The sequence below is a fragment of the Arthrobacter sp. ERGS1:01 genome, assembly GCF_001281315.1.
Taxonomy (GTDB): Bacteria; Actinomycetota; Actinomycetes; order Actinomycetales; family Micrococcaceae; genus Specibacter.
In genome coordinates, this window is record NZ_CP012479.1 from 1,783,105 (window position 1) to 1,807,849 (window position 24,745).

A 24,745-nucleotide genomic window follows, 5' to 3' on the forward strand; every position below is an offset into this window, starting at 1 on the left:
CGCGTGCCGTGGATCTGACGCCCTGGCCAAAGCCGCAGACAAAAACACTTTTGACGCCACAGCCGCGCCGTGCGCATTTGGTGGTTCGAATCATGAGCGCCTTGGCGGGAAGAGTTCCGCACACGCAGCCAACCGTCGCTGCATCAAGATCCATCGAGGAACCGGTCCATGTAATAGCTAATCCAAGGCGCGTTCTGCCGACCGGGTCCACCTGACGTTGTTCCATCAGGCCACAAGCCCTTTCACCGCCACTCCCCCGGGCGACGCCAGGAAACTCGAAGAAGGCACCATTGGACGGATCAAGCTCACGGCCACGCAACAATGGTGTTCTACGACTCGTAGAGCACCTATGATGAGGCGTATAGCGTCGGCCGTCGGAGCAGGGAAGAGGAGGGGACATGACACCACGTGGTTCCCTCCTGGCCCGCGGCTGGATTGGCGCCGGCTTTGCCACGGCAATTGCCGCCGTCTCGCACATGCTTGCCGGAGGCGATGCTCCCAACCCCTTGTTGCTGCTCTTGTCCTTGGCCGTGTCGGGGCTGGTTTGTTGCCTGCTCGCGGGCCGGGTGCTGTCCCTGGGCCGGCTGGTCGCCGGTGTGGTGGCCAGCCAGGCGCTGTTCCACTGGCTCTTCAGCCTGAGCCCGACGCCTCCCTCGGAATCGTCCCGGATGATGATGACGGGCATGGACCATGGTCATGCGCCGGACCTGAGCGCCCTTGCCGTCCACCCCGTTGTGGCATCCATGGGTCATCCGGGCGGGCATGGCTGGACCATGTGGCTCGGGCATGCCGCCGCGGCTGCCCTGACGATCCTTTTCCTCCGCTATGGTGAAGTTGCCTCCGTCCATTTGCTTGACGCGTTGAGGCTCAAAGTCACCAAGGTCCTCCCCCGGCTGGTCCTTCCGGCCGCAGCACCCTGCCGTCTCCAGGCCAGGTCGACCTCCATCCTTCTTCCGTTGGCCGAGCTGGGCGTTCCCCTGCCGGTGATGCGCCACCGCGGACCACCCGTGCACTTGGCTGCGTCCTAAGAACCCACACCGGACCACCCGGCCGGGTACAGCCCTGCCCGCCGTGCTGGACTGTGCTGCCCCGTGCTGCCCCGCCATCGTCCGCCCTGGACGACGACGAGGACGCCCACCGGCTTTTCCGGCGTCGGCCGCTTCGCGCCGCTGTCCTTTATTTCTGCCGCGAACGCCATTGCGGGGATGCCCGCCCGCCACGATCCAACCCGTACCGCCCCATGGCTCCGAATAACCTCCAAACCCTCGGCCCCCTCGGGCGGAGTCCACCATTGAAAGGCATCACCGATGAAGACCTCTCACCGCCGCACACTCAAGACCATTACCACCGGGGCCCTCGCCGCGGCCATGCTTGCCATGGGGGCGGCTGCAGCCTCGGCACACGTCAATGTCGACCCGGACGATCCCGCAGCCAACGGCTACACGCACCTGACCTTCAACGTCCCGAACGAATCCCCGACGGCGAAGACCAGTAAACTTGTCGTCTCGCTGCCCGCCGACACACCCTTCACCTCGGTCTCGGTCAAGCCCCTCGACGGATGGACCGTGCAGGTGATCACCACCGCCCTGCCCAAACCCGTCACCCTCGACGGCACCACGGTGACCAAGGCCCCGAGTTCGGTCGTTTGGACTGCCGATGCGGCGCATGAGATCGGCCAAAACGAATACCAGACCTTCTCACTCTCCGTGGGCAAGCTGCCCGCAGCCGGGACCACCATCACCTTGCCCGCAACCCAAACGTATACCGATGGCACCGTAGTGAACTGGAATGAAAAGACCGTGGAAGGCCAAACCGAACCGGACCACCCGGCTCCGTCCTTCGTCACTACCGCCGAGGACGGCACGGCCACCACCCCACCGGTTGCCGTCTCGACGCCGGATAACTCCACCGGAGTCTGGGGCATGGTATTCGGCGGGGCCGGGCTGCTCCTCGGCGGCACTGCCCTGGGCCTCGTTTTGGCCGGCCGCAGGAAGTCAGCCGCCCTGCAGCAATAGTCCGCCACGCGTGGTGCCGGGTGGAACCCGGTAGGGGCTTCACCCGGCACCGCTCACCCACCGATTTGAAGGGATCAGGCCATGGCTTCCTCCACACCCCACCCCGTCCGCCGCAACCCACTCGTTGTTGCCCTGCTTTCCGCACTGACCCTGTTGCTCATGCTGGTGCCGGTAGCCGCCGCACAAGCCCATGATGTGCTCGAGGGCACCACCCCTGCCAATGGGTCCACCGTTACCAGCATTCCGGCAACCATTGGAATGACGTTCAATAACACCCCCGAAGCCATCGGCTCGGAAATCTTTATCAAGGACGCCGGCGGCACCAACTGGGCATCGGGGCCCGTGGACATTATCGACAACCACGTCACCCAAGCCGTCAAGCCCGGAGCGCCGGCAGGAAAATACACAGTGGAATGGCGCGTCGTGTCCTCCGACTCCCACCCGATCGAGGGCACCTTCACATTCACGGTCACCGGGAAGGGCGGCTCCTCCGGCGCAGCCTCCCCGGTTCAGGCACAAAACGGGGCCGCTGGCCAAGCCGCACAAGGCGGCGGTTTCCCCTGGGGCCTGGTTGGTGGCGGTGCGGGCACTCTTGCCCTGGCCGTTGCGCTGGCAATCTACGCAAAACGCCGCCTCAACCATGCTGACCGGGCCTAGGATCATCAAGCCAGGAAGGCTGCCAGCTGGAACCACGCGTTCCAACTCCAACTCGTTGCGTCAACACTCACGTGATCGGCGTGTACTCCTGGTCCATCGCTCGCGACCTGCATACCCGCCAGGAGCACGATGGGTGTGCCGGTCATCGGCCAGCTCACGGAGGACCTGTGCCAGGAATTCCCGGACATGAGAGGCATCCGGCAGCCTCGGCCAAACACGGCTGGGGCTTCGACGGCCAACATCAAGTAGCCCTGGTCGTTCTGGAATCGGCTGTTGCTCGGAGCTCGGACGAGGCAGAGAATTGCGGTGGTGGCCGGCGTACCACTGCTACCCTCAAATCCGTTCGGCCGCTGCACATGTTCACACCAACTGGAGGAATCATGGACGCCCAGAGTTCAAACGCCAAAATGGCACGCGAAACGCTTGAGCCGCTCGTCGGTGAATGGACCGTAGAGGCATCGTTTCCAGATGCTCCATCCAATAAAGTTATCGGCCGAACTACCTTCGAGTGGATGCTAAACGGTGAATACCTGATGCAACGCTCCGAAGTTTCTCACCCCGATGCCCCGAACAGCTTCACGATCATGGCACCAGATTCCACCAGTCAGGGGTTCATACAGCACTACTTTGACTCTCGCGGCGTTAGTCGCCTGTACGAAATGACCTTCGGTGACGGTATCTGGACGCTCCTGAGAACACGGGCCGACTTCTCACCTCTTGACTTTTCGCAGCGATTCACCGGCACATTCAACCAAGGCAAGGACGTTATTTGGGGTGGTTGGGAGCACTCAACCGACACATCGACCTGGGAATCTGACTTTGAAATGACCTTTAGAAAACTTCTGAAGTTGGAGTCACTCCCCCAAGCACTCTCACGGAGGGCGGACAGCCCCGGGCCATCGACGTCGACCCCACCAGCGGCACCGAGACGGGCCAACGGTGGAACCTCCGCTTGAACTCCAGGGAATTGCTAATTCTGAATTAGCGCTATCGTTACCGAAGTGCTAACCGGGGTCATGAATCTAATTCATGAGCCAAGCTTCTGCGCGTGTGAACGGGATGAGCGTCTTCGACCCCGAATGCACGTCCCGTTCAGTCCTGGAACATGCAACAGGCCGGTGGGGTTCACTCGCACTGGCCGCCTTGACGGACGGACCGCTGCGCTTCGCCGAGGTGCGGCGCGCAGTCAACGGCATTTCCGATCGCATGCTCTCCCAGACGCTGCAGCGCCTCCACTCCGACGGGCTCATCTCCCGCACGGAGCTGTCCACGATTCCCCCACGCGTCGAATACGAACTGACCGGGATTGGACGCCCCATTGCCGACCGCATCGTTGATCTCATCGACGCCATCTACGAGCAACTGCCGGCGATCGTCACCCACCAGCGAAGCCGCGATCAAGCCGAAAGCGGGAATCCGGTCGAGGCTGGGCAGCTCTGATAACGCACTTTCGCCTTGAATGGCGAGGGCTATTTACGGGTGGTGAGTACAGCGGTACGCCGCGACCACGCGCTACTGCTCACCGCATCGAGGAGGAATCCTGCCGCGTCGGCGCGGGTGACGCTGCCGCGTTCAGCGGCGGCTGTGATCGCCGTGACCGCTTTCTCGCTGAAGCCGTTGGGCTTGGCGCTGCTCCACCCCAACATGCTGACGACAGCATCCGCGCCGTGCATCGCAGCGGCCAGTTACTCGACGTTCCCCATGTTACCGGCCACCACCGTGAGCCGATCGCGCGCCGCGAGCTTGCCGGGATTGCGCACATACGCCACCACCTCATGCCCCGCGGCCAGCGCATCGTCGACGAACAGGCCCCCTGTGGTGCCGGTCGCACCCAGTACGAACAACTTCATCGCGATCGTCTCTTTTTCCCAACTTGCCGCTAACTAAATGAAAGCACTAGGCGAATGGAAGTGGCAGGATGAACCCCAATGACGCCAATTATTTGAGGGCTACGGTGGGACCATGAGTGACTACCGGCGCCCCGCGTTCCCAACAGAGGTCTACCGCGATGAGCAGGGAAACCCGATCGAGTACGGCAACAGATGGGGCGCCGAGTCCCCGCCCATGGACTCCTATTCACGTGTCAGTAATCTGCAACGCTTCCTGCCCCTCCATGCGGTCGCCGGCGCACTCATCGCCTGGTTGCAGGACACCTTCGAGGTGAGTGTTGTCGAAGATCCGGAGGTGACTACCGATCTTCTGCACCTGCCAAACGATGTTGTCCGTGCGGTACGGGTGGTGCCCGCAAGTCCCACGGCGGCACCGCTGACGTTCGTGCTCACCCGGTTCCCCGGCGTCTTCCTTCACGCCGGCTCACTCCACGACTTCCACTTCCCCGCGTGTGGTTGCGATGCCTGCGACCACGACGCAACCCGGCTGGCCGAAGATCTCGAATGGACCGTTCGCCTGGTCATATCGGGGTGCTATTTTGAGCAGTTCGATCAAGGGCCGGGACGCTGGGTCGAGTTTCGGCTCGAGGAGCCGGAGGTCGGGATCCGGTCGGGGCGCAGCCTGACCAAGGACCTGCCCGAGACGAGGGTGAAACTTGCCCGGACCGCGCTGCCTTCCGGCGGGCAGTGGGCACCATGGGAAAGGAGGAGCTAGTCTCCGGAGCCTCCAAGCTTGAAAGCCAGGTATCGGCGTGCCACGACCATGCCGATAAGGGCGGTTGACGGGAGAAGTCCGACGACGGCCAACACGGTCATGATCTCCACAGCTCTGCTCTCCTCCGCATTATCGGGCGGGCCCTCTAAGGAACAACGCGATAGTCAGCCATCAAATAGCCGGTGGGTGACATCCCGCTTTGGATCGATTCGAGCTTGATGGACGGCAGGCCGTCAAGGAGCCGCCTGCCACTGCCGGCGATCCTCGGGGCGATCACCACCTTGAGTTCGTCGACGACGCCGGCGGCGAGCAGTGCCTGCGCGACCGAGATGCTGGCGTGGACACCAATATCGCCGCCGTCCTGCTGCCGCAGATCGCGGACAAACCCGACCAGCCCGCCGTCGACCGCGGTCGCGTTGGCCCACTCCAGGTCAAGGGGCGTCGAGGTCGCAACATACTTCGTGACCCCGTTGATGAAGCTAGCGAACGGTTCGATGTCGCTGGTGGGCCAAAACTGCGCCCACTCAGCGTAACTGCGGCGCCCGAGGATCACCGCGTCCTGGGTGGCGATCACTGCGGCAAGGTTGGCGTCCATCGCCTCATCCCAGTCCGCGAAGAAAGCGTCCGGATCCTCGGCAACTCCGTCGAGGGACAGCAACTCATACACAACGATCTTTCGCACGTCACACCTCCGTTAGGTCTCGATGCCACCAGCTTAGTGAGCAAACCGGCGAAACACATCGCCCCCAATGGTCGGCAACCCTGGGATACCGCGAAGGTGGCGGCGCACGTCCTAGGATGAACGGGTGACCTCCCACGACACTCCCCCGGACCCGACCACCCTTCATCCGATTCCCGGCCAGGACCGGGTGGTCCTGCTGAAGCCGCTCATCACCAGCCCGCTGATCCAGGTGGGCGAATTCAGCTACTACGACGATCCGGAGGACGCCACGTCGTTCGAAACCAGGAACGTGCTCCACCACTACGGGCCCGAGCGTTTAATCATCGGGAAGTTCTGCGCCATCGCGGCCGGCGTCCAATTCATCATGAACGGCGCCAACCACCGCATGAGCGGCCCGTCCACCTACCCGTTCCCCATCATGGGCGGCGCCTGGGCCCGGCACATGGACCTGGTCACCGACCTCCCGAACCGCGGCGATACCGTCGTCGGCCACGATGTGTGGATCGGCGGCAACGTGACCATCATGCCCGGTGTCCGCATCGGCCACGGGGCCATCATCTCCACCGGCTCGATCGTCACCAGGGACGTGCCCGATTACGGCATCGTCGGAGGCAACCCCGCAACACTGATCAGGTACCGCTTCACCGCACCGGAAATCCGGGAACTGCTCACGGCGGCGTGGTGGGACTGGCCGCTCGCAATGATCACCGAACACCTCCGAACCATTGCCGATGGCAGGATCGACGACATCGCCGCCATCGCCAGATCCGTCCAGTAACGGGCCGGGCCCAACGGCGGCGCGATGCCGCGGCTCACGCCGTCGGACGGACCTCGGCGGCAGTTTCAAGATCCCAATCCGGACGCGGAACAGAGTCGATCAGGAGCCTCGTGTACGGGTGGCTGGGTGCGCCCAGAAGGTCCAGCGTGCCGCCTCGCTCCACGATTTCCCCATACCGCATGACCAGGGTCTCCTCACAAACCCGCCGCACCACGGCGAGATCGTGGCTGATGAACAGCACCGTCAGCCCGCGTTCGCGACGGATTTCCGCCACCACGTCGAGCACCTGGGCCTGCACCGAAACGTCAAGTGCGCTGGTGGCCTCGTCCATGACAAGAAGGTCAGGTTCAATGGCCAGCGCCCGGGCAATGGCGACCCGCTGCCGCTGCCCGCCCGAAAGCTTGCGCGGCCGCACCACGGCGTGTTCCTCCGTCAGGCCCACCTGGTCGAGCAGTTCAAGGACCCGCGCCCGCGATGCGCTCGCCGACAACTTGCTGTGGAGGCGAAGCCCGTCCTCGATTGCCCGCCCGGTGGCAATGCGCGGGTCCAGCGACAGGTAGGGGTCCTGGAAGACCATCTGGGCCGAGCGCGCGTGGGCAAGCCGTTCATCACGGTTGCGGGGTTTGATGGTGCGTGACTTGCCGGCGATCGTGATCTCACCGCCGTCCGCTTCCTCGAGACCCACGATCAACCGGGCCAGGGTGGACTTCCCGGACCCGGATTCGCCGACCACGCCCAGCGCGCCACCCCTCGGGATCACCAGGGAGACGTCCGCAACCGCACGAACCGGCAGCTTTCCGCGCACTGCGTACGTTTTTGAGACCGAGCGCGCTTCCAGGGCGCTGCCGGAATCAACGGCCGACGACGGCGCCGCCGCCACGGTGGCGGGCCGGCCGGCGTCGTCGTCGGTGACGACGATTGACGGGGTCGCGGCAATCAGGCGTTTCGTGTAGTCCGCCTTGGGTGAGCGGAAGACGCTGCGGGCACTGCCCTCCTCCACGACCTGGCCGCCGTTCATGACGTAGACCCGCTCACACAGCGATGCCGCAAGGTTGAGGTCGTGGGTGATGAAGAGCATGCCCATCCCCCGCTCCGTGCGCAGTTCGGAAAGCACGGAGATGATCTCCGCCTGCGTCGTCACATCCAGCGCGGTGGTCGGCTCATCACAAATGAGCAGTTGCGGCGAACTGCTGAGCGCCCCGGCAATCATCACGCGCTGGAGCATGCCGCCGGAGAACTCGTGCGGGTACTGGCGCAGGTGCTGTTCGGGGCGCGGCAATCGCACGGAGGCGAGCAGCTCGATCGCCCGCGCCTTTGCCTCGTCGGCCGGCAGATGCTCGCACAGTCGGAGTGTTTCCGTCAGGTGGTCGCCAATCGTGCGCATCGGGTTGATCCCTGCCCGAGGATCCTGGAACACCATTGATGCGCTCCGTCGTCGCAGCTCGAGCAGCTCCTTGGGCGGCGCATCGAGGACGCTCCGCCCTTCCAGGATTACCTCGCCGCCCATGGCAGCACGCTCGGGCAGCAGGCCAAGCACCGATCGCGCCGTGAGTGATTTGCCGGAGCCGGATTCGCCGACGACGCCGACCGTCTCGCCTTTGGCGACGGAGAGCGAGATTCCGTCCAGGAGACGTTTGCCGTCGGGCAGATCGAGCGTCAACCCGGCGATTTCGAGAAGGTTCATGCGGGGATCCCGCCTCCAATGCGGTCTGAGAGTTCTTCACCAATGATGTTCACGGCAACCACCACGATCACGACCGCGACGGCAGGCACTATGGCGGGGAGGAAGTGGCCGCCGATCAGCCCTTGCTGAGCTTCGTTGATCATGGCGCCCCAATCGGCCGCAGGCGCCTGGACCCCCAGGCCGAGGAACGACAGGCCGGCGAGTTCGGCCAGGACGTAGCCGAAGTTCAGCGTGGATTGCGCCCCGACGATGGGTGCGACGTTGGGCAGCACCCGCCGGAGCGCGATCCACGCCCCACTGAAGCCCTGCACCCGGTACGCGGCAACATAGGGGCGGTGCCGTTCGGACGCCACGAGGGCGCGGGTCAGCCGGGAAACGTAGGGTGCGTAGGCGATGCTCATGGCAATAACCGGAGCCACCAGGCCCTTGCCGAACAAGGCGACCGCCATGATGGCGATCAGCAGGGACGGGAAGGAGAAGACAACGTCAAAGAGCCGTGCCAACACAGCATCGACCCAGCCGCCGCGCCATCCGGCCAGGACGCCCAGGAGGACGCCGAGGATCGTCGAGGAGACGACGACGAGCAGCGGGCCCAGCAGGGCCGTGCGCGCGCCAAACATCATTCGAGTGAGGATGTCCCGGCCGAGCGCATCCGTGCCGAGCCAGTGCGCCGTCGTCGGGCCGGACTGGAAGTTGAAGAGGTCCACCTGGTTGGGGTCATAGGGGGCAATGAGCGGCGCCAGGATCGCGGTGGCCGTCATCAGGACGACGACGGCCACGCTCAGCATGAAGCTGACGTCGGGGCGACGCGATCGCGGGGCCTTCAACGCCTTGGCGTCAAGGGTCGAGGTAGTCATCGGGCACCAGCTCCTGCGGCGGACCGGGGATCGATCCAGGGTTCGAGGATGTCAATAAGGGCGTTTACCGCAACGAACGTCGTCACGACCAGCAGGACGATCGCCTGGACCACCGGGAAGTCGAGGCGGTCCACCGATTGCACGAGCAACGATCCGATGCCCGAAATCCCGAACGCGGCCTCGACGATCGAACTGGCCACGAGCAGGCCCGCTACCAGCGGGCCGCTTACCGTCAGGATTGGTCCGATCGCATTGCGGAACACATGCCGGCGGACCACGGTGCTCCGGCCCAGGCCCCGGCTCGTGGCAACCTCCACATGCTCGCGATTGAGCTGCTCGACCATCGAGGACCGGGTCACCTTGCCCACCAGCACGACGAAGACAATTGCAAGGGCGAGCGACGGCAACACCAAGTGGTAAATGGTGTCGAGGAATCCTGCACCCGAGCCGAACGATGGGAACCAGCCCAGTTGGACGGCGAAGACGGCGATCAGGACGATCGAGCCAACAAACGAGGGAATGGCTCCCAGCACCGTCAGGCCGGTGAGGATCGCCTTGTCCAGGGCGCGGTTGCGGTTCAGCGCGGCGGCCACCCCCGCGATGAGGCCGACTGCGGCAATCATGAGCCCGGCCATCACCACCAGGCCGAAGGTGACGGGCAGCCTGTCGCCGATGACCGTCGAGACGTCCTGCCGGAACTGCAGGGACCGGCCGAAGTCGCCGTGCACCACTCCCATGATCCAGTTCAGGTACTGCTGCCATGGGGGAAGGTTCAGGCCAAACTGGGCGGTGATGTCGGCGACCGCTTCCGGGCTCGGTTTGCGGCCGCGAAGGAGGAAGCTCACCGGGTCCCCCGGCACCAGGAAGCGCGAGAAGAAGACGAGCAGTGACGCCAGGAACAACGTCAACAACAAACTGCCGAGTTTGCCCGCGACCCGCCGGATCACGGTGGCGGCGCCACCGTTAATCCGTGCGGTGCGGCGGATGCTAACGAGCGCCAATGGTGGCCGCCCAAGGTAGTAGAGGAAGGCGATCGACGGCGAGACGCCCGAGATCCGCTTGCCCTGGAACACCGTCATGGGGCCGGTGTTCAACGGCAACCACGGGAGCTGGTCGTTTGCGATCTTCTGGGCCTCGGCGGTCTTTTCGGCACGCTTTGCCGGGTCGTCGATGGCCATGGCCTCGTTGACGGTCTTGTCAAAATCGGCGTTGGACCAGTTGCCGTAGTTACTGAACTCGCCCGTGCGCAGCACACCATACATCTCCAGCGGGTCGGGACTGGAGAGGTACCAGGAGGTGTAGAACAAGTCCGCCCCGGCGCGGGCGCTCGGGTCGGCGAAGAGCGTGGTGTAGGCGTTCGGCGTGACCGTCTTGATGGTCGCCTTGAGCCCGATTGCCTCCGCGGCCGCGGCCGTTGCCTGTGAAATGACGCTGAAGTCGGTCCCCATGGGCGCTGTCACGTAGGTGATTTCCTTGCCCGTTGCTCCGGCTTCCTCGACAAGCTTCTTCGCGGCGGTCAGGTCGTATGGATACTTCTCCAACCCGTCGAAGGCCTTGCCGAGCGTGTCCTTGCTTGCGCCCACCCACACCGAGGGCGTTGTCAAGGCATTCGTCACTTCCCCGTAGCCGGCGCCGGCTGCGGAGATGATCCCCTGCCGGTCCAGGGCCATGAGCAAGGCCTTCCGGACGCGCACGTCACCGAGCGGGCCCTTCAAATTGTTGACGATCAGGCTTCCAACGGCGGTGTTCATGCCGAAGTAGACCTGGCCGGCGCCAGAGGACTGCAAGTCCTTGATCCCATCGGCAGGAACCATCCAGCCGCCGTCGACCTGGCCAGACTTCAGCGCGTTGATCCTTGCCGTGGAGTCGTTGATGAACAGGAACTTCACCTCACCGGCCTTCGCCCGCAGTGCGGGATCCCAGTAGTTGGCGTAGCGCTTGAGCGTTATGCTCTCCCCCGCCTTCCAGTTGACGAAACTGAACGGCCCCGTGCAATTGACACCTCCCGTGGAGTTGCCATAGCTTTTTCCCTTCGCCTTGAGCGTGGCCGCCGATTCGATCACGCCGGCGGAACTGCCCATCGAGAGGTTGAACTGCGAGTCGGGCTTCTTCATGGTGACGGTGACGTCGTGCTCGCCGGTCTGCTCGATGGATTTCACGTTCTGGTACGCCGAATACCAGGACGATCCGACGGCAGGGTCCATTTGCCTGCGCATCGAAACAACCGCGTCGTTGGGGGTCAGCAGGGTGCCGTCGTGGAAGGTGACGCCGGACCGGATCTTGTAGACCCAGCTCGTCGGGGTCGGGTGTGTGTAGGACTCGGCGAGGCCGGGCGAGAGCGTGTAGTCCGGGTTCAGCCGCAGGAGGGACTCGCAGACGTTCGCCAATACCTGGTTGTCCGAGTAGTCGAACGCGTAGGCGTAGTCGAGCGAAAACGGTTCGGCGTAGCTCGCCCACGTGTAGGAGGCGATGTCTCCCGATGGCTTGGGCGTCTGGGAGGTCATCGTCCATGATGGCTTCGCGGCTCCGTGGTTGGCGCCGCCGCTTCCTCCGCTACATCCGGAGATCGCTAGTGCGACGGTCGCAACCACGGCGACGGCAGTAGCCGCCCTGGTGCGTCGGCGCAGCAGGGAATGCAATGTGCTGGTCAAGGTAACTCCTAATGTTTAGGCGGAACGGGAGTAGGCGAGGTCTCCCTCGATCCAGGTGGAGGCCACCGTGGCACGGTGGATCTCCTCTGGCGCCAGGGTGAACGGGTCGGGTTGGAGGACGACGACGTTGGCGAGATAGCCCTCACGCACGTACCCGGTGTCGTGGTCGCGATGGTTGGCATACGCCGTGCCGGAGGTGTAGGCCGCCATGGCGGTTTCCAGTGCCAGGCGTTGGTGCCCGCCGCCCAGGGGTTCGGCGGAGCTGCCGGGCGAGACCCTGTTCACAGCGATGTGGATTGCGTCGATCGGATTGGCGCTGGATACCGGCCAGTCGCTTCCGGCGGCCAGGCGTGCGCCGTGCCGCACCAGGTCCCCGAACGGATATTGCCGGGCCTCCGCCCCCTCTTGCAGGAAAGGAAGCGTGAGTTCGTCGAGTTGGTCCTCGTGGCAGGCCCACAGCGACTGGATGTTGGCGATGGCGTCCAGGGGTGCAAACCGGCCGGTATCGGCCTCCTCGACCACCTGCAGATGGGCCAGTTGGTGGCGTCCATCCGAGGGGCCGTTCGCCAGCCGCGCGGCTTCGATAGCGTTCAGGGCGTTCCGAACCGCCCGATCGCCCAGGGCATGGAAATGGACCTGCAGGCCGGCGTCGTCGAGCGCAACAACGTAGTCGGTGAGCCGGGATTCGTCGATGAACGACAGCCCGTGGTTGCAGGTGTCCCTGCCGTGTTCGTCCCGATAGGGCGTGAGCATTGAGGCCGTATGGTTCTCGGCAACACCGTCAACCATGATCTTCGCGGTGCCCAGCGAGAAACGGTCGGAGTCGCCCCTCGCCGCAAGGGCATCGCGGCGGTCCACCATGAGGCCAACCTGCTCGATGCCGCCGGTCCGCTCCCACCACTGGGCGCCGACGACGTGCACCCGAAGCGTCCCCTCGGCCACGGCCCTCTCGTACACGGCGCACGCATCACCGCTCCCGCCGCCCACCATGGCATCCTGCCAGCCCGTGATGCCCAGCGCAATCAGTTCCTGCTGGGCGCGGAGCAGCCCGAGGTAGGCGAAATCGGGATCAGTGGGCGGACGGACGTCGGAAAAGAGCTCGCCGGCGCCCTCGTGGAAGGTGCCGGCCGGGGTGCCGTCGGCCTCGCGTTCGATCCGGCCGTCAGCGGGATCGGCCGTAGTGGCCTCGATCCCTGCGAGCTGGATGGCCGCCGTATTCGCCCACGTGCTGTGGTGGTCACGGCTCTGGAGCAGGACTGGGCGGTCGGGGACCACGTCATCGAGGAGTGTGCGCAACGGCGATCCGCCCGGGAAATGGTCCATGGACCATCCGCCGCCGAGAATCCACGGCTCTTCGGGGTGTGCGGCGGCGTATTCCTGCACGGTCGCCACTGCCTCGGCGGCGTTCACGGCTTCGGAGAGATTGCACATCAGCAGTTCAACTCCCCCGCTGACGGGATGAATGTGGCCGTCCTGGAATCCGGGACTCAACAGCCCGCCGTCGAGGTCAACGATGCGGGTGTGCTCCCCGATCCAAGCGCCCGATTCACTCTCGGGAAAGATTCCGGCAATGCGCTCCCCCACGATGGCTACCGCCTGGCCCCGGACTGGGATGCCGATGCCGGTAAATACGGCACCGCCGGTAAAAAGTACGTCTGCGAACGGCAAGAGTCATCCTCATTTCTTCGTTGAACGGGCGATCAGGGTAAGGTTATTCATTTGACAACGCCATTGTCAACGGTGTTGTCCAAGATGTTTCAGATTAGATTTGGCGCCCCGAAAAGTGCACAATGTGACCATGACGCAAGGAACATCCAGCCGCCGCGCATCAGCGGGCACACCGTCCGGACGGGGCCGCCTCGACCGCGACACCATCATCGCCGCCGGGCTCAAGCTCGCCGCCAACGCCGGCTCATCGTCCATTTCCGTGCGAGAACTCGGCACCCTGCTCGACGCCGATCCGACGGCGATCTATCGCCACTTCCGCAACAAGGAGCACCTCATGCGGGAGCTTCTGGATGAACTCATCGGCCGCAGCGTCTCTGCCGTCACCGCGGATCCCTCCGATTGGCGTGCGGGGCTTACCCAGCTGGCAACCACCACCTTGGACCTGTTCGCCCAGTATCCGGCGATCGGCGTCGAAGCCATCGTGTTGACCACCCACGGACCAGGTGAACTGGACGCTGTCGAGTTCATGCTCGATGCGCTTTCCCGCGCCGGGCTCACCGGCGACGACCTGGTGCGCCATTATGCACTGATGGCCTCGCACGTACTCTCGAGTGCGGCCGGAATTGCGCGTGATCGCAGCCAGCGAGGAGTTCGGGCCGACGAACCCAGCCCCTGGTTCGAGGGCCCGCTCCATGCCGACCCCCGCAAGTACCCGCATATTTCCGCCGTGAGCACCCAGCTCACCGAACTGGAGGATCGGGAACTTTTCCTGCTCGGCGTCTCCGCGATTATCCAATCGGCAGAACGTACGGCCAGCCTCTCGCATTCAGCCTGACGATGCCGTGGCGGGCCGCGCGCCCCCGGCCACCTCGCCGGAACCGCCAAGGCATGGGACCCCTCACGCCACGTCTCACCCGGTACGGCGAAACGGTGTCACTCAACGTTGCTTCCGTCGCGGAGGCCGTCGCGCGCTTCACGCTGCCCAAACTTACCTATGCATAGCAGCGGCCACCACAAACCCCGGGATCCCCACCAAGGGCCGCACCTAGAGCGTGGACAAGGTCAACGCCACCCAATTCGCACAGTAGCTCGCGTGTGGAAACCCGGCCAAAATCACCAAAGTCATCATGGTTGTCATCACCGTTGACTTAAGGAATCTGTGAGCCTAGTCTCATTGCAGCGGCTGGTCTCGGTCGCCGCCGAGACCGCGCGCACGTGCCGCGTTGGCATATCCGGCCCACCTCCCGATTGGATCCCGTCCATGGAACTGCACCATCTCACGGCAGCCACGGCCCGTGAACTTTTTACCTCGCGAGAGCTGTCCCCCGTCGAACTGCTCGACGCCGTTGTTGCGCGAACCGCCCTCGTGGAACCTGGTGTGAACGCACTGAGCGAACAAATGCTCGACGAGGCCTACGGCGCAGCCCTGATTTCCGAGGCGAGGTTCGCCACCTCGGACCGGGTGCAGCGACCGCTCGAGGGCATACCGCTGCTGCTCAAGGAGGAACAGCCCATTGCCGGCCGGACCAGCGAGGAGGGCTCGCTGACCGAACAGGGAACCATTGCCGATACCAGCCATCCGATCGTTGAGCGGATCTACGCCGCAGGAGCCGTGGTCCACGGGCGCACCACCACCCCGGAATTCTGCTGCGCGCCCTACACCCACAGCAAATTGTGGGGCGTCACCCGCAATCCCTGGAACCTTGACCTCACCCCGGGAGGCTCCTCCGGCGGTTCGGGGGCCGCGCTGGCAGCGGGGGAAACCCTCCTGGCCACGGGCTCGGACATCGGCGGATCCATCCGCATCCCGTCCTCCTTCTGCGGCCTTGTCGGCTTCAAACCGCCCTTTGGCCGGGTGCCCGGCATGGCGCCCTTCAACCAGGACACCTACTGCGCCGACGGCCCCATGGGCCGCAGCGTGGCCGACGTCGCCCTGTTGCAAAACGTGATCGCGGGACCCCATTCATCGGACCAGGCGTCACTGCGCCCCGCCTATGTACTCTCCACCCCCAACGCCGCTGCCGCCGTCGGTATGCGGGTTGCCCTGTGCATGAACCTCGGCGACTACACGGTGGACCCTGCCATTGAGGCAAACACCCGGATCGCGGCGGAAGCGTTGCGCAGCGCCGGCGTCATTGTCGAAGAGGTCGACCTGCCCTGGACCCGCAAGCAAATCGTAGAGACCGCGTGGGCACATTTCGGTGGCATCATGGGACCGTTCATCACCGAGATCGCCGGTGCGAACAGTGACCTGCTGATGCCCTACACCCTCGACTTTGCCAGGCGCGCCGCACGGGCCGCGTCCTTCGCCGAGGGCCTGGTTGGAGAGGCCGCCCTTTACGAACCGCTGGGCACGCTCTTGGAGAACTATGACGCCCTGCTCTGCCCCACCCTCGCAACCCAGGGCATGGCCGCCGACTTTGCGGACCCGGCGGGGCTCGTCGACGTCGGAGCCGAACAGGTGAATTGGATCGAGTCGGCGCTGACGGTCCCCTTCAATGTGGTGGGCAGGGTCCCCGTGCTCGCCGTCCCGTCCGGAATCGCACCCAACGGGATTCCGACGGGCGTCCAAATCGTGGGCCGCAGCTATGACGATGCCACCGTGTTCACGCTCGGGGAGGCGCTTGAGAAGACGCTCGGCCTGACCACCTCGGCCACCTGGTGGCCGAGCCTCGAGGCCGCGGTGAGCCGGTAGGGGCTTGGATTTCCCCGAACCAAGGGAGGTGGTTGCAGGCTCACCCGGAGCTTGTAACCACCTCCCTTTTTGCCGGCGTCGGGGGCGCTTAGGAATCGAATCCCATGCCGATGGCGTCCATGGTCTTGAGCAGCAGGCCGCGTTCGCCTTCACGGCGGTCCGCCTGGGCAAGGGCGCCGGTCATGAGCTGGACCCCGATCCACGCTGCCGGTTCCGGCGGGAACGGCAATGGCTTCTTGCGGACCATTTCCAGTTCGGTGATTTCGGTTATCTTTCCGGAGAGCAGGTCCAGCATCACGCGTCCGCCGAAGCGGGAGGCCCCCACGCCCAGGCCGGTGAATCCTGCACAGTAGGCCACCTTGCCGTTGTAGGCGAGGTCAAAGAAGGAGAAGAACCGGCTGCAGGTGTCAATGGCCCCGCCCCACGCGTGGGAGAAGGCCAGTCCCTGAAGGTCCGGGAACGTGGCGAAGAAGTGCGCCGCCAGTTTTGTGTAGGTGCTCTCACGGTTGTAATGGTCGGGACTGACCTTGCCGCCAAAATGGTAGACGGCGTCATAACCGCCGTAGAGGATCCGCCAGCCGCCGTCTTTATCAATGATGGGCCGGGAGTAATGGAATCGGTTGTTCAGGTCGGTGAGCCCGTGCGGCGTTTCCCAGCCGATCGCGGCGCGCTGTTCATCGTTGAGTGGTTCCGAGACCAGGACGTAGTCATAGACCGGTACCGTCATGAGCGCGTGGCGCTTGAGCAGGGACGGGAAGACGTTCGTCGCCAGGGCCACTTTTCTGGCAACCACCTTCCCCTGGGCGGTGGCAACTTCGATCCTGCCGTTTGATTCGTCCAGTGAGGTTGCCTTGGATTGTTCAAAGATGCGCACCCCGAGTTTCTCGCAGGCGGCAAGCAGTCCCCAGGCAAGTTTGGCCGGGTGCACCAGGACCGTGTCGTCGCGGCTCCACAGTCCGGAAATGAAGGCATCCGAGCGGATAACGGTATCCAGCGCCCCGGCGTCAAAGTACTCCTTATTCTCCACCCCGCCTTCCTCGCGCAGCCACGCATCCTGGTGCGGCTCGGTCGCGACCGCCAAGGTGCCTTCCTGGATAAGGTCGCAATCGATGCCATGGCGCGCGATAGTTTCAATGAGCCCCGCGAGGTTCTCCAGGCCCAGTTCCGTCAGCCGCGCGTTTTCCTTGGGTAGGTGCGCCTCTCCATTGGACTCGCCGTGGACCAGGCTCGCCTCACAGAATCCACCGTTGCGTCCGGAGGCTTCGGAGGCAATCCACCCGGCCTCCAACAACACCACGTCGAGCTCCGGGTCCCGCTCCTTGGCCTGCAGGGCGGTCCACAAGCCAGTGTAGCCACCGCCCACCACCAACAAATCGCAGGTGATCTGCGCACGCAGCGGTGCGTGCGCGTCGGGACGGAGCGGGGAATCCAACCAATAGACCTCACGCTTGGTAGCGCGCAGGGACTGCGCAACAACCGCCGCATCCATGGTCTTCTCGGCATTCTCATAGAAGGTTGGCGTTGTTTTGGGCATGATCGTTTCTCTCCGTGAATAGTGATGTTCGACCGGTGCCACACACCCATCCATCGGATTCGGGCGGCCGGCCCTGGCTGAGGCCAAAGGCAATAGTTGCGGGAGTTCCCGTCCGGGGTGCGCGCGGATCATGACCGAACGCGAATCGCCCCACGTCTCATGAAAATACATAACAAAAGAAATGTCAACGCTGTTGACTATATGGATCCGAAAGGCGAATTCAACCGGATAGTTGACCCCTCATCAGACCGGGGAGCCTGATCGCATGGCCAACATGACAGCCGGAGACTCGACCCTCCGCGACTTCCTCACGCGCTTCGCCTTCTTCGAATGACCTGGCGGCAAAGGGGCCCGTGTGACCGCACGGGTTCCGATCGCCGTCGAGGATTTCACGAGACACCCAAACGTGCCCACGGTAGAATCTGAATCAACTGCGGGCAACGTGATGCGCTCACCAAGCCCCCACCATTTCTGGTTGGCGCGGCGGAGGCCCACCCGGCCAGGCGGTCCGAGGAGAGTGGCCCAAATGTCCAGTTATACCTTCGACGTCTTCAGCAGCCTTGACGGCTACGGCTCATCCGATGAATGGGGAGGCTATTGGGGCAAGCAAGGTCCCGAACTCCTTGCCCGGCGCGCCGACCTTTACGTCGAGGACCAGCTCATGGTGTTTGGTCCGGCCACCTACCGCATGTTTTCCGGATTCATCACCTCCGGCATGGAGCTCGACCCCTGGGTCCTGCGCATGAGCGAATTGCCGAAGGTCGTCATCTCACGGTCGATGCCCCTGGATGAGCCGTTGCCCTGGCCAAATACCACCGTCATGCGCGGCGACGCGGTCGACGTCGTTGCGAGGCTCAAGAAGGAATCCGATGTTCCGCTGCGGTCCCATGGAAGCTTGTCGATGAACCATGCCCTGATGGCCGCCGGCCTGGTCGATAGGATCCAGATGACCATCTTCCCCGTCATCACGGGAATCACGGGAGAGGATCCGGTCCTAGGGGGTGCCGCGGAGTTCGATCTCGAGCTGCTCGAAGCCCTGACCCTGGACGGACGCAGCCAGGAACTGAGCTATGCGCCGACTGTGCACCCGGTAGGGCCGCGCTAACCCCAGAGGTCGACGGCGGCGGCCAGCATGGTTCAACAGGGATCGGCCCGGCGAAGCAATAGTCCCCCACATTTCTCCTCATCTCCGCGCCGGGTGGGAGCATGGTGATGTGACCATCTTTGGCCTTCGTCCGTTGCCGGCCGGACCCGTGGAGTTGCATGACGCGCGGCGCCGTCGTCGGTGGACCGTGCAGCTGGAGCCCTTTGCGATGGGGACGGCACCGGTCACCGCGGCCCAGTGGGCGCAGCTGATGGGTGAGGACGGCTCGGGAGGACAGGCGCCGGCAGTGAATCTCAGCTGGCTCGACGCCATCAACCTGTGCAACGCCGCGTCGGAGGAAGCGGGCCTTGTTCCCGCGTACCACCTGAACGACGGAGAGGTGGCCTGGCGGCTGGACGCGCCCGGATACCGGCTGCCAACCGAGGCCGAGTGGGAATACGCGTGCCGCGCCGGCACCGACGGGCCGCACTACGGATCCCTGGAGCTCGTTGCGTGGACGGCTGGCGACGAGGTGGAGTCCCCACAGGACGTCGGATTGAAGCAGCCCAACGACTTCGGGCTCAGCGACACCCTCGGCAACGTCTGGGAGTGGTGCTGGGACCTGCTCGATCCCGCCAGGTACGGGGATTACCGGGTGTTCCGCGGCGGAGGGTTCGCCGACAAACCGTGGAGCGTTCGCGCATCGACGCGCCGGGGAGGCGCGCCCGGGATGAGCCACCCCGATGTCGGCCTGCGATTGGCACGCGGAGCGTTCGAGGCCGGCCAAGCGGCACAAGGGTGGTCGGCCGCGGCGGACACCGAACGCGGCACAATTACCGGGATGCTGCCATCAGGCTGGACACCCCGACGATCGTAAGAGCCGGCCAGTACCCGCGAGGGGCCACGACCACCCAAAAACGCCCTGCCCCTTACGGTCCTTCCGCGGTAGGGGTCGTGAGGATGGCGAGTTGCGCGGTGGTCCGGGTCATCGCAACATAACGGTCGACCGCACCTTCTATGCCCGTACCAAAGCTGTCCGGGTCAAGGAGCACCACCAGGTCAAATTCCAGCCCCTTGGCCAATTCCGGCGTCAGGATGCGGACCCTTTCCCCGTACCCGTCCGCGGCAGGTGCGCCCTCCCCCGCTATGACGCAGGCAATCCCGTCGTCCTGCGCAGCCAGCCAGTCGTCGAGGATCGTGCCCAGCTCCGCTGTGGAGCCGTGGCGCACGGGAATGCCGCTGCTGCGGATGGAGGCAGGCACATTGGCGTCCGGCAGGGCGGCCCTGATGACCGGCTCGGCGGCCGCCATGACTTCCGACGGCGTCCGGTAGTTGATGCCCAGGCTCGCCATGGTCACATTGGCCACTCCAACGCGATCGAGCCGTTCCTGCCACGACTCCGTGAATCCGTGCCTTGCCTGGGCGCGGTCCCCGACGATGGTGAAACTCCGGGACGGGCAACGGAGCAGCAGCATCTGCCATTGCGCATCCGTCAACTCCTGCGCCTCGTCGACGACGATGTGCGCGAACGGGCCCGCTAGCAGGTCCGGGTCCGTTCCCGGCAGTGCATTCGCGCCTGCCAACTTTTCCTGTATGTCCTGCCCCCGCAGCATGGTCATGACCATGAGTTCGGAGTCGTCGGCGGCGATCAAGTCATCGACCACCCGGTCCATGAGCTCTTGTTCGGCCGCCGCAGTGGCCGCCTGCCGCCGTTTGCGACGGGATGCCTCGGGGTCGCCGAGCCGATGGCGGGCCGCGTCGAGAAGGGGCAGGTCCGCGACCGTCCAGGCCTGGGGCTCAGTCCGCTGGAGCTTCGTGACCTCTTCCGGCCGGAGCGAGGGGGCGCATAGCCGCAGGTAGGCCGGCACCGTCCACAGGTCGCCAACAATGTCGGGGTAGTCGAGCAACGGCCAGGCCCGCCCAAACGCTCCCGCAAGATCCTCATCCCGGGCCAGTGCCCTGCGGAGCAGGCCCTCCGGGACGTCGTCGCCGTCGTACTTGTCCAGCAGAATCGTCAGCAGCTCCTCCCAAACCTCGTCGCGCGCCTCGTTGTGCGGCGTCCCCGGGGCAGGGGCATCGAAGGCTTCTGCCCAATCGTCGGAGCCGAGCCAGAAGTCGGCATACGGCGTCCGGACCTCCATCCCCCGGGTGGGCGGCTGCTCGTAAAAGCTGGCGGCCCGCTCGATCGCCTTGACCATGGTGACCGAGGACTTCAGGACGGCAACGTCCGGATCACTTTCGAGGACAGCGGCTGCGCCTTCGGGGACCAGGTCCCGCAGGGTGCAGATCTGGACGCCCTCTTCGCCGAGGCTGGGGAGGACGTCGGCAACGTAGGCGAGGTAGGGCTGGTGCGGCCCCACAAACAGCACACCGCCGCCATGGCGGCCGATCCGCGCGTCGGAGTAGATAAGGTACGCGGCCCGGTGCAGGGCGACGACGGTCTTTCCCGTGCCCGGACCACCGTCGACGACGAGGGCGCCACGGGAGCCGGCCCGGATGATGAAGTCCTGGTCGGCCTGGATGGTGCCAAGCACGTCCCGCATCCGGGCCGAACGGCTGCTGCCCAGGCTGGCGATGAACGCCGACAGGTCCTCGAGGGCGGCGTCCCCGTCGAGCCCGTCAGCGGTGAACGCCTCGTCCCAGTAGTCGTTGATCCGCCCGCGCGTCCAGCGGTACCTGCGCCGGCTTGCAAGGCCCATCGGATTGGCATGGGTTGCCCCAAAGAACGGCTCGGCTGCCGGTGACCGCCAGTCGATCAGGAGGCGGCGTCCCGCGGTATCGGTCAGGCCGAGCCGGCCGATATAGAGGGGCTCAGGGGCATCCGTGCCAACGATCCGGCCAAGGCACAGGTCCAGGCCGAAGCGGCTGAGCGCTCGCAGGCGGGCGGACAGTCGGCGAATCTCGATGTCCCGTTCCACCGCCTCCTGCCCGGATCGGCCGGGCGCCTTGCGGGCGGCGTCGAGGCGGTTGCCCAAGTCGGCGATGGATTCCTCGAGGCTTTCCGCAATGGCGGCAAAGTGCTGGTCGTCGACGCAGATCAGGGCGGGGTCGGCCTTGGGTGAGAGGCGGGCGGGAAGGTCGAATGCGCTGGTGGACAAGGGCACGTCCATGACTCCTACTGTGAATTGGCTACGCCGGACCCCGGCAACCGTTGTTGCGACAGGGGGTATTCGCCGGGGTTTTCGGCCAACCGGCCTCGGCGTTGGGTATCAATTCTGCGCCCAATGGGGGGCCTTGCGGCAAGGCCCCCCATGCGTTATATGTTTAAAAGGGAGAGGTGCACGTTTTGCCTACCCGGCGCCCGCTATTTGCCGGTCAGCAGCTCCTTCAGGTAGTTGCTCGGGCTGCGGGTCCCGAACGCGGCTCCGAGGACTTCGCGAAGTGCCTCGGCGTTCTCGCCCGGTGCCAACAACGCGGCTTGCGCGCGGGTCGCCAGGAGCATCCGGCGTCCGGCTTCATGCCGTGCGGTGTGGTAGTCCTCGAGGCTTTCGCGAGGTGCCCCGTCGGCCAGGACGGCGGCGAACCGGGCGGCGAGGTCGACGGCGTCGAGCATCCCTGTGTTCAACGCCGAGCCGCCCGCGGAAAACACGTGTGCGGCGTCACCGGCGAGGAACACCCGGCCCACCCTGTACCGTTCGGCCAGCCGGCTGTTGGAGCGCGTGGCTCGCAGCCATTGCCCGTCGCTGATGGGCAGCTCGGCGCCGAGCACGCGCCGGATGCTGGCTTGCAGTTCCGCGAGGTCGATGTGTTTGGCCGGTTCCTGCCCGTTCCGCGGCTCACTGGTGCTGATGACGTACAGATCCTTGGGCGCGGTCTTGTCCAGTCCGGCGGCCGGGGCCAGTGAGATGCTGCCCGTGGGCGTGATGTTGGGCTGGAACAGGACCAGGCGCTTCCCGTCGGGAAGTTCGACGGCGTTCTTCCCCACCACCAGTGCGCCGGCGGGAATCGTGACGCGGCCAATCCGTGCCAGTTGCTCGCCGGTGATGCCGGGAAAGTCCACGCCAAGGTGGTGCCGGACCAGGCTGTGCGCCCCGTCGCAGCCCACAAGGTAATCGGCTTCCACAGAATAGGCTGCCCCGTCGGCGGCGACGTCAACGCGCACCTTGCCGCCGTCATCGGTGAACCCGGTAACCTCGTGCCCGCGCCGGATCTGTGCACCGGCGGCCACGGCGTGGCGTTCGAGCAGTTCCTCCAGGCCGCGCTGGGGAATGGGCAGCACCTTCAAGGCCCCCTTGCCCAGCGGATTCAGCTTGAGCCGCAACGGCCCGAACCCGTAGCGGGGCAACGGGAACGCGCGCAACCCCTTCTGTCCGCGGGACAGGCCGCGGGCCGCCATCACGTTCACAATCTCCCCCACCAGGCCGTTGCCCTTGGGCATGGGGCTCGGTTCCGCCAGGCGCTCCAGGACCAGTGCGGGAATTCCGGCACGTCCCAGTTCATTGGCAAGCATCAGCCCCACGGGGCCCGCGCCGACGATTATGACCCTTGCTGCGTCGTTGCGCACCCCGTCCACATCCATGATTTTCCCGCTCTCCGCCGTCGTGACCCCCAGCATCTCACCAAGTACGCCGTTTTGCCGGGCCGTCGCAGGGATCCGGTTCATTACGCCGTTCCGGCAGCCTCGCCAACCGTTGGAGCGACCGGTGCCATAAACAAGGTGCCTTCGATGACGCTGGCGTGGAAGGTGCGGACCGCGACGACCAGCCAGGCGAGGACCAGGAATGCGTAGCCGGCGACTGCCATCACCGAAAACGCCGCAAGATGCGTGTGTGCGGCCAGGCCGGACAAGCCCGTCACGCAGGTACCCACGGGGAAGGTGAAGGACCACCATGTCAGCGAGAACGGCAGTCCCCGGCGGGCGGTGCGTATGGTGATGGCCCCGGCGAGGGCCGCCCACAATAGCGCAAAGCCGAGAACGGGAACACCAAGGAGCACGCCGAATGCCTCCATGGCACGGGCCAGGCCTCCGGACACCGCAAGGTGGGCGTTGCCGCCAAGCAGGTTTGCGGCCGTGATGGACTGCCCCAGCGGGCCCAACACGATCCACAGCGTGGGCACGGCCGCGGCGGCACCGATGCCGTGGGTCGCCAGCCGGTTCCAAATCAGCGTGATGATGATGACCGACGCCACCAGGCTCAGCCCGAACATCGCATATGCGGCCATGAGCAGGGTTAGTCGCGGCTGCCCGGCCGGAACATAGGGCAGCAGCAAGGCGCCGGTCGCGGCGGACACCATGGGCGGCACCACCGGCATGAGCCAGCCACCAAATGCGGCGCCGGATCCACGCTCGTGGCGGGTGAACTGCAGGTACGGCACGGCCACGGCGCAGGCCAGCCCAAGGAGGGTGCCCACGGTCCACAGTGCGACGTCGATCCCCAGTGCCAGCGGTTCGCCAAGGACGTCCTTTCCCAGCAGGAGCGTCCCGGCGCCGATGGTGAGCAGGGCCATGGGCGCCGCACCGTAGAAGTGCGCCATGACGGGATGGTTGTGGTGGCCCAGCACGGTGTCGCAGAACCGGATCCAGTGCACCACGGTGGCTGCAGAAAGCAAGAGCAGCAACACCGACGCCAGTCCCCACACGAGGGTGGCGGCAAGCCGCAGGCCGGGGAATTGCAGCGGCAGGGTCGCCGCGGCATTCGCCACGATGCCTGTGCCCATGATCGTGGCAAACCAATTGGGGGTCAGGTTGGAAAACATCTCCCCCGGTGCGCCCAGCCGGCGCAGCACCAGCCGGCTGCGCGGCACCGTCCGGCCGTTCGGCGCAGACGCTTTCCGTACACCGTGTTCCTGATCCGTCTCCAGCAGTAAGGTTCCCATGCCTTCCATGCTTCCGGCC

General features: G+C 65.1%; 21 protein-coding genes. 11 read left to right on the plus strand and 10 right to left on the minus strand.

From position 1 onward, the window contains the following. The first annotated feature begins 398 nt into the window (after positions 1-398). The 5 genes from AL755_RS11935 to AL755_RS11950 all read left to right on the plus strand — a co-directional run bounded on the left by AL755_RS11935 (position 399) and on the right by AL755_RS11950 (position 4,112). Entirely contained in the window at positions 399-1,028 is a 630-nt protein-coding gene (locus tag AL755_RS11935) for a hypothetical protein (protein WP_054011195.1), read from the plus strand. Between the two features lie 279 nt (positions 1,029-1,307). After that, positions 1,308-2,015, plus strand: a complete 708-nt coding sequence (locus tag AL755_RS11940) for a YcnI family copper-binding membrane protein (RefSeq protein ID WP_054011196.1) — start codon at positions 1,308-1,310, stop codon at positions 2,013-2,015. An 81-nt stretch (positions 2,016-2,096) separates the two neighbouring features. Next, positions 2,097-2,672, plus strand: a complete 576-nt coding sequence (locus AL755_RS11945) for a copper resistance CopC family protein (RefSeq protein WP_054011197.1) — start codon at positions 2,097-2,099, stop codon at positions 2,670-2,672. Positions 2,673-3,052: 380 nt separating this feature from the next. After that, positions 3,053-3,628: a DUF1579 family protein gene (locus AL755_RS22430; protein ID WP_082369199.1), complete on the plus strand. Its 576-nt coding sequence runs from the start codon at positions 3,053-3,055 to the stop codon at positions 3,626-3,628. A 73-nt stretch (positions 3,629-3,701) separates the two neighbouring features. After that, on the plus strand, positions 3,702-4,112 hold the full coding sequence (locus AL755_RS11950) for a winged helix-turn-helix transcriptional regulator (RefSeq protein ID WP_054011198.1): 411 nt from the start codon (positions 3,702-3,704) through the stop codon (positions 4,110-4,112). Positions 4,113-4,357: 245 nt separating this feature from the next. Here AL755_RS11950 and AL755_RS22435 read toward each other — a convergent pair whose 3' ends face one another. Continuing rightward, positions 4,358-4,522 (minus strand): NAD(P)H-binding protein, encoded by a 165-nt coding sequence (locus tag AL755_RS22435; RefSeq protein ID WP_082369200.1) that lies wholly within the window; start codon positions 4,520-4,522, stop codon positions 4,358-4,360. 112 nt (positions 4,523-4,634) lie between these two features. Here AL755_RS22435 and AL755_RS11960 point away from each other — a divergent pair, with 112 nt between their 5' ends. After that, positions 4,635-5,276: a DUF6226 family protein gene (locus AL755_RS11960; protein WP_054011200.1), complete on the plus strand. Its 642-nt coding sequence runs from the start codon at positions 4,635-4,637 to the stop codon at positions 5,274-5,276. Positions 5,277-5,421: 145 nt separating this feature from the next. On the opposite strand, the gene AL755_RS11965 is transcribed toward AL755_RS11960, so the two are convergent. Then, positions 5,422-5,958 carry a dihydrofolate reductase family protein gene (locus tag AL755_RS11965; RefSeq protein WP_054011201.1) on the minus strand — a complete coding sequence of 179 codons (537 nt, stop codon included), beginning with the start codon at positions 5,956-5,958 and terminating at the stop codon, positions 5,422-5,424. Between the two features lie 124 nt (positions 5,959-6,082). On the opposite strand from AL755_RS11965, the gene AL755_RS11970 reads away from it, so the two are divergent. Then, entirely contained in the window at positions 6,083-6,736 is a 654-nt protein-coding gene (locus AL755_RS11970; RefSeq protein ID WP_054011202.1) for a CatB-related O-acetyltransferase, read from the plus strand. Positions 6,737-6,770: 34 nt separating this feature from the next. Here the strand turns inward: AL755_RS11970 and AL755_RS11975 are convergent, their stop codons facing one another. From AL755_RS11975 to AL755_RS11995, 4 genes are read right to left on the minus strand one after another with little or no spacing between them, the layout of a single operon-like run. Continuing rightward, on the minus strand, positions 6,771-8,420 hold the full coding sequence (locus AL755_RS11975; protein ID WP_054011203.1) for a dipeptide ABC transporter ATP-binding protein: 1,650 nt from the start codon (positions 8,418-8,420) through the stop codon (positions 6,771-6,773). Beyond that, positions 8,417-9,277 (minus strand): ABC transporter permease, encoded by an 861-nt coding sequence (locus tag AL755_RS11980; protein WP_054011204.1) that lies wholly within the window; start codon positions 9,275-9,277, stop codon positions 8,417-8,419. The genes AL755_RS11975 and AL755_RS11980 overlap by 4 nt, the downstream gene beginning before the upstream one ends. After that, the gene (locus AL755_RS24415) at positions 9,274-11,928 is read right to left on the minus strand and encodes an ABC transporter substrate-binding protein (protein WP_337589591.1); all 2,655 of its coding nucleotides are present in this window, start codon (positions 11,926-11,928) and stop codon (positions 9,274-9,276) included. Before AL755_RS24415 ends, AL755_RS11980 begins: the two co-directional genes overlap by 4 nt. A gap of 15 nt (positions 11,929-11,943) precedes the next feature. Then, the gene (locus AL755_RS11995) at positions 11,944-13,596 is read right to left on the minus strand and encodes an amidohydrolase (protein ID WP_054011205.1); all 1,653 of its coding nucleotides are present in this window, start codon (positions 13,594-13,596) and stop codon (positions 11,944-11,946) included. Positions 13,597-13,726: 130 nt separating this feature from the next. Here AL755_RS11995 and AL755_RS12000 point away from each other — a divergent pair, with 130 nt between their 5' ends. Both AL755_RS12000 and AL755_RS12005 read left to right on the plus strand, forming a co-directional pair. Next, a complete protein-coding gene (locus tag AL755_RS12000; protein ID WP_054011206.1) occupies positions 13,727-14,431 on the plus strand; it encodes a TetR/AcrR family transcriptional regulator in 705 nt (234 codons plus the stop codon). Between the two features lie 426 nt (positions 14,432-14,857). Continuing rightward, complete coding sequence (locus AL755_RS12005; RefSeq protein WP_054013028.1) at positions 14,858-16,291, plus strand: amidase; 1,434 nt, start codon at positions 14,858-14,860, stop codon at positions 16,289-16,291. 88 nt (positions 16,292-16,379) lie between these two features. Here the strand turns inward: AL755_RS12005 and AL755_RS12010 are convergent, their stop codons facing one another. After that, positions 16,380-17,825 (minus strand): NAD(P)/FAD-dependent oxidoreductase, encoded by a 1,446-nt coding sequence (locus AL755_RS12010; RefSeq protein ID WP_107503846.1) that lies wholly within the window; start codon positions 17,823-17,825, stop codon positions 16,380-16,382. 526 nt (positions 17,826-18,351) lie between these two features. On the opposite strand from AL755_RS12010, the gene AL755_RS12015 reads away from it, so the two are divergent. Both AL755_RS12015 and AL755_RS12020 read left to right on the plus strand, forming a co-directional pair. Beyond that, a complete protein-coding gene (locus tag AL755_RS12015; protein WP_054011207.1) occupies positions 18,352-18,930 on the plus strand; it encodes a dihydrofolate reductase family protein in 579 nt (192 codons plus the stop codon). A 109-nt stretch (positions 18,931-19,039) separates the two neighbouring features. Continuing rightward, on the plus strand, positions 19,040-19,786 hold the full coding sequence (locus tag AL755_RS12020) for a formylglycine-generating enzyme family protein (protein WP_082369205.1): 747 nt from the start codon (positions 19,040-19,042) through the stop codon (positions 19,784-19,786). Positions 19,787-19,838: 52 nt separating this feature from the next. Here AL755_RS12020 and helR read toward each other — a convergent pair whose 3' ends face one another. The 3 genes from helR to AL755_RS12035 all read right to left on the minus strand — a co-directional run bounded on the left by helR (position 19,839) and on the right by AL755_RS12035 (position 24,726). Beyond that, positions 19,839-22,019: an RNA polymerase recycling motor ATPase HelR gene (gene helR / locus AL755_RS12025; RefSeq protein WP_054011208.1), complete on the minus strand. Its 2,181-nt coding sequence runs from the start codon at positions 22,017-22,019 to the stop codon at positions 19,839-19,841. 194 nt (positions 22,020-22,213) lie between these two features. Then, the gene (locus AL755_RS12030; RefSeq protein WP_054011209.1) at positions 22,214-23,512 is read right to left on the minus strand and encodes an FAD-dependent monooxygenase; all 1,299 of its coding nucleotides are present in this window, start codon (positions 23,510-23,512) and stop codon (positions 22,214-22,216) included. After that, a complete protein-coding gene (locus AL755_RS12035; RefSeq protein WP_054011210.1) occupies positions 23,512-24,726 on the minus strand; it encodes a TDT family transporter in 1,215 nt (404 codons plus the stop codon). Before AL755_RS12035 ends, AL755_RS12030 begins: the two co-directional genes overlap by 1 nt. Positions 24,727-24,745: the final 19 nt, after the last annotated feature.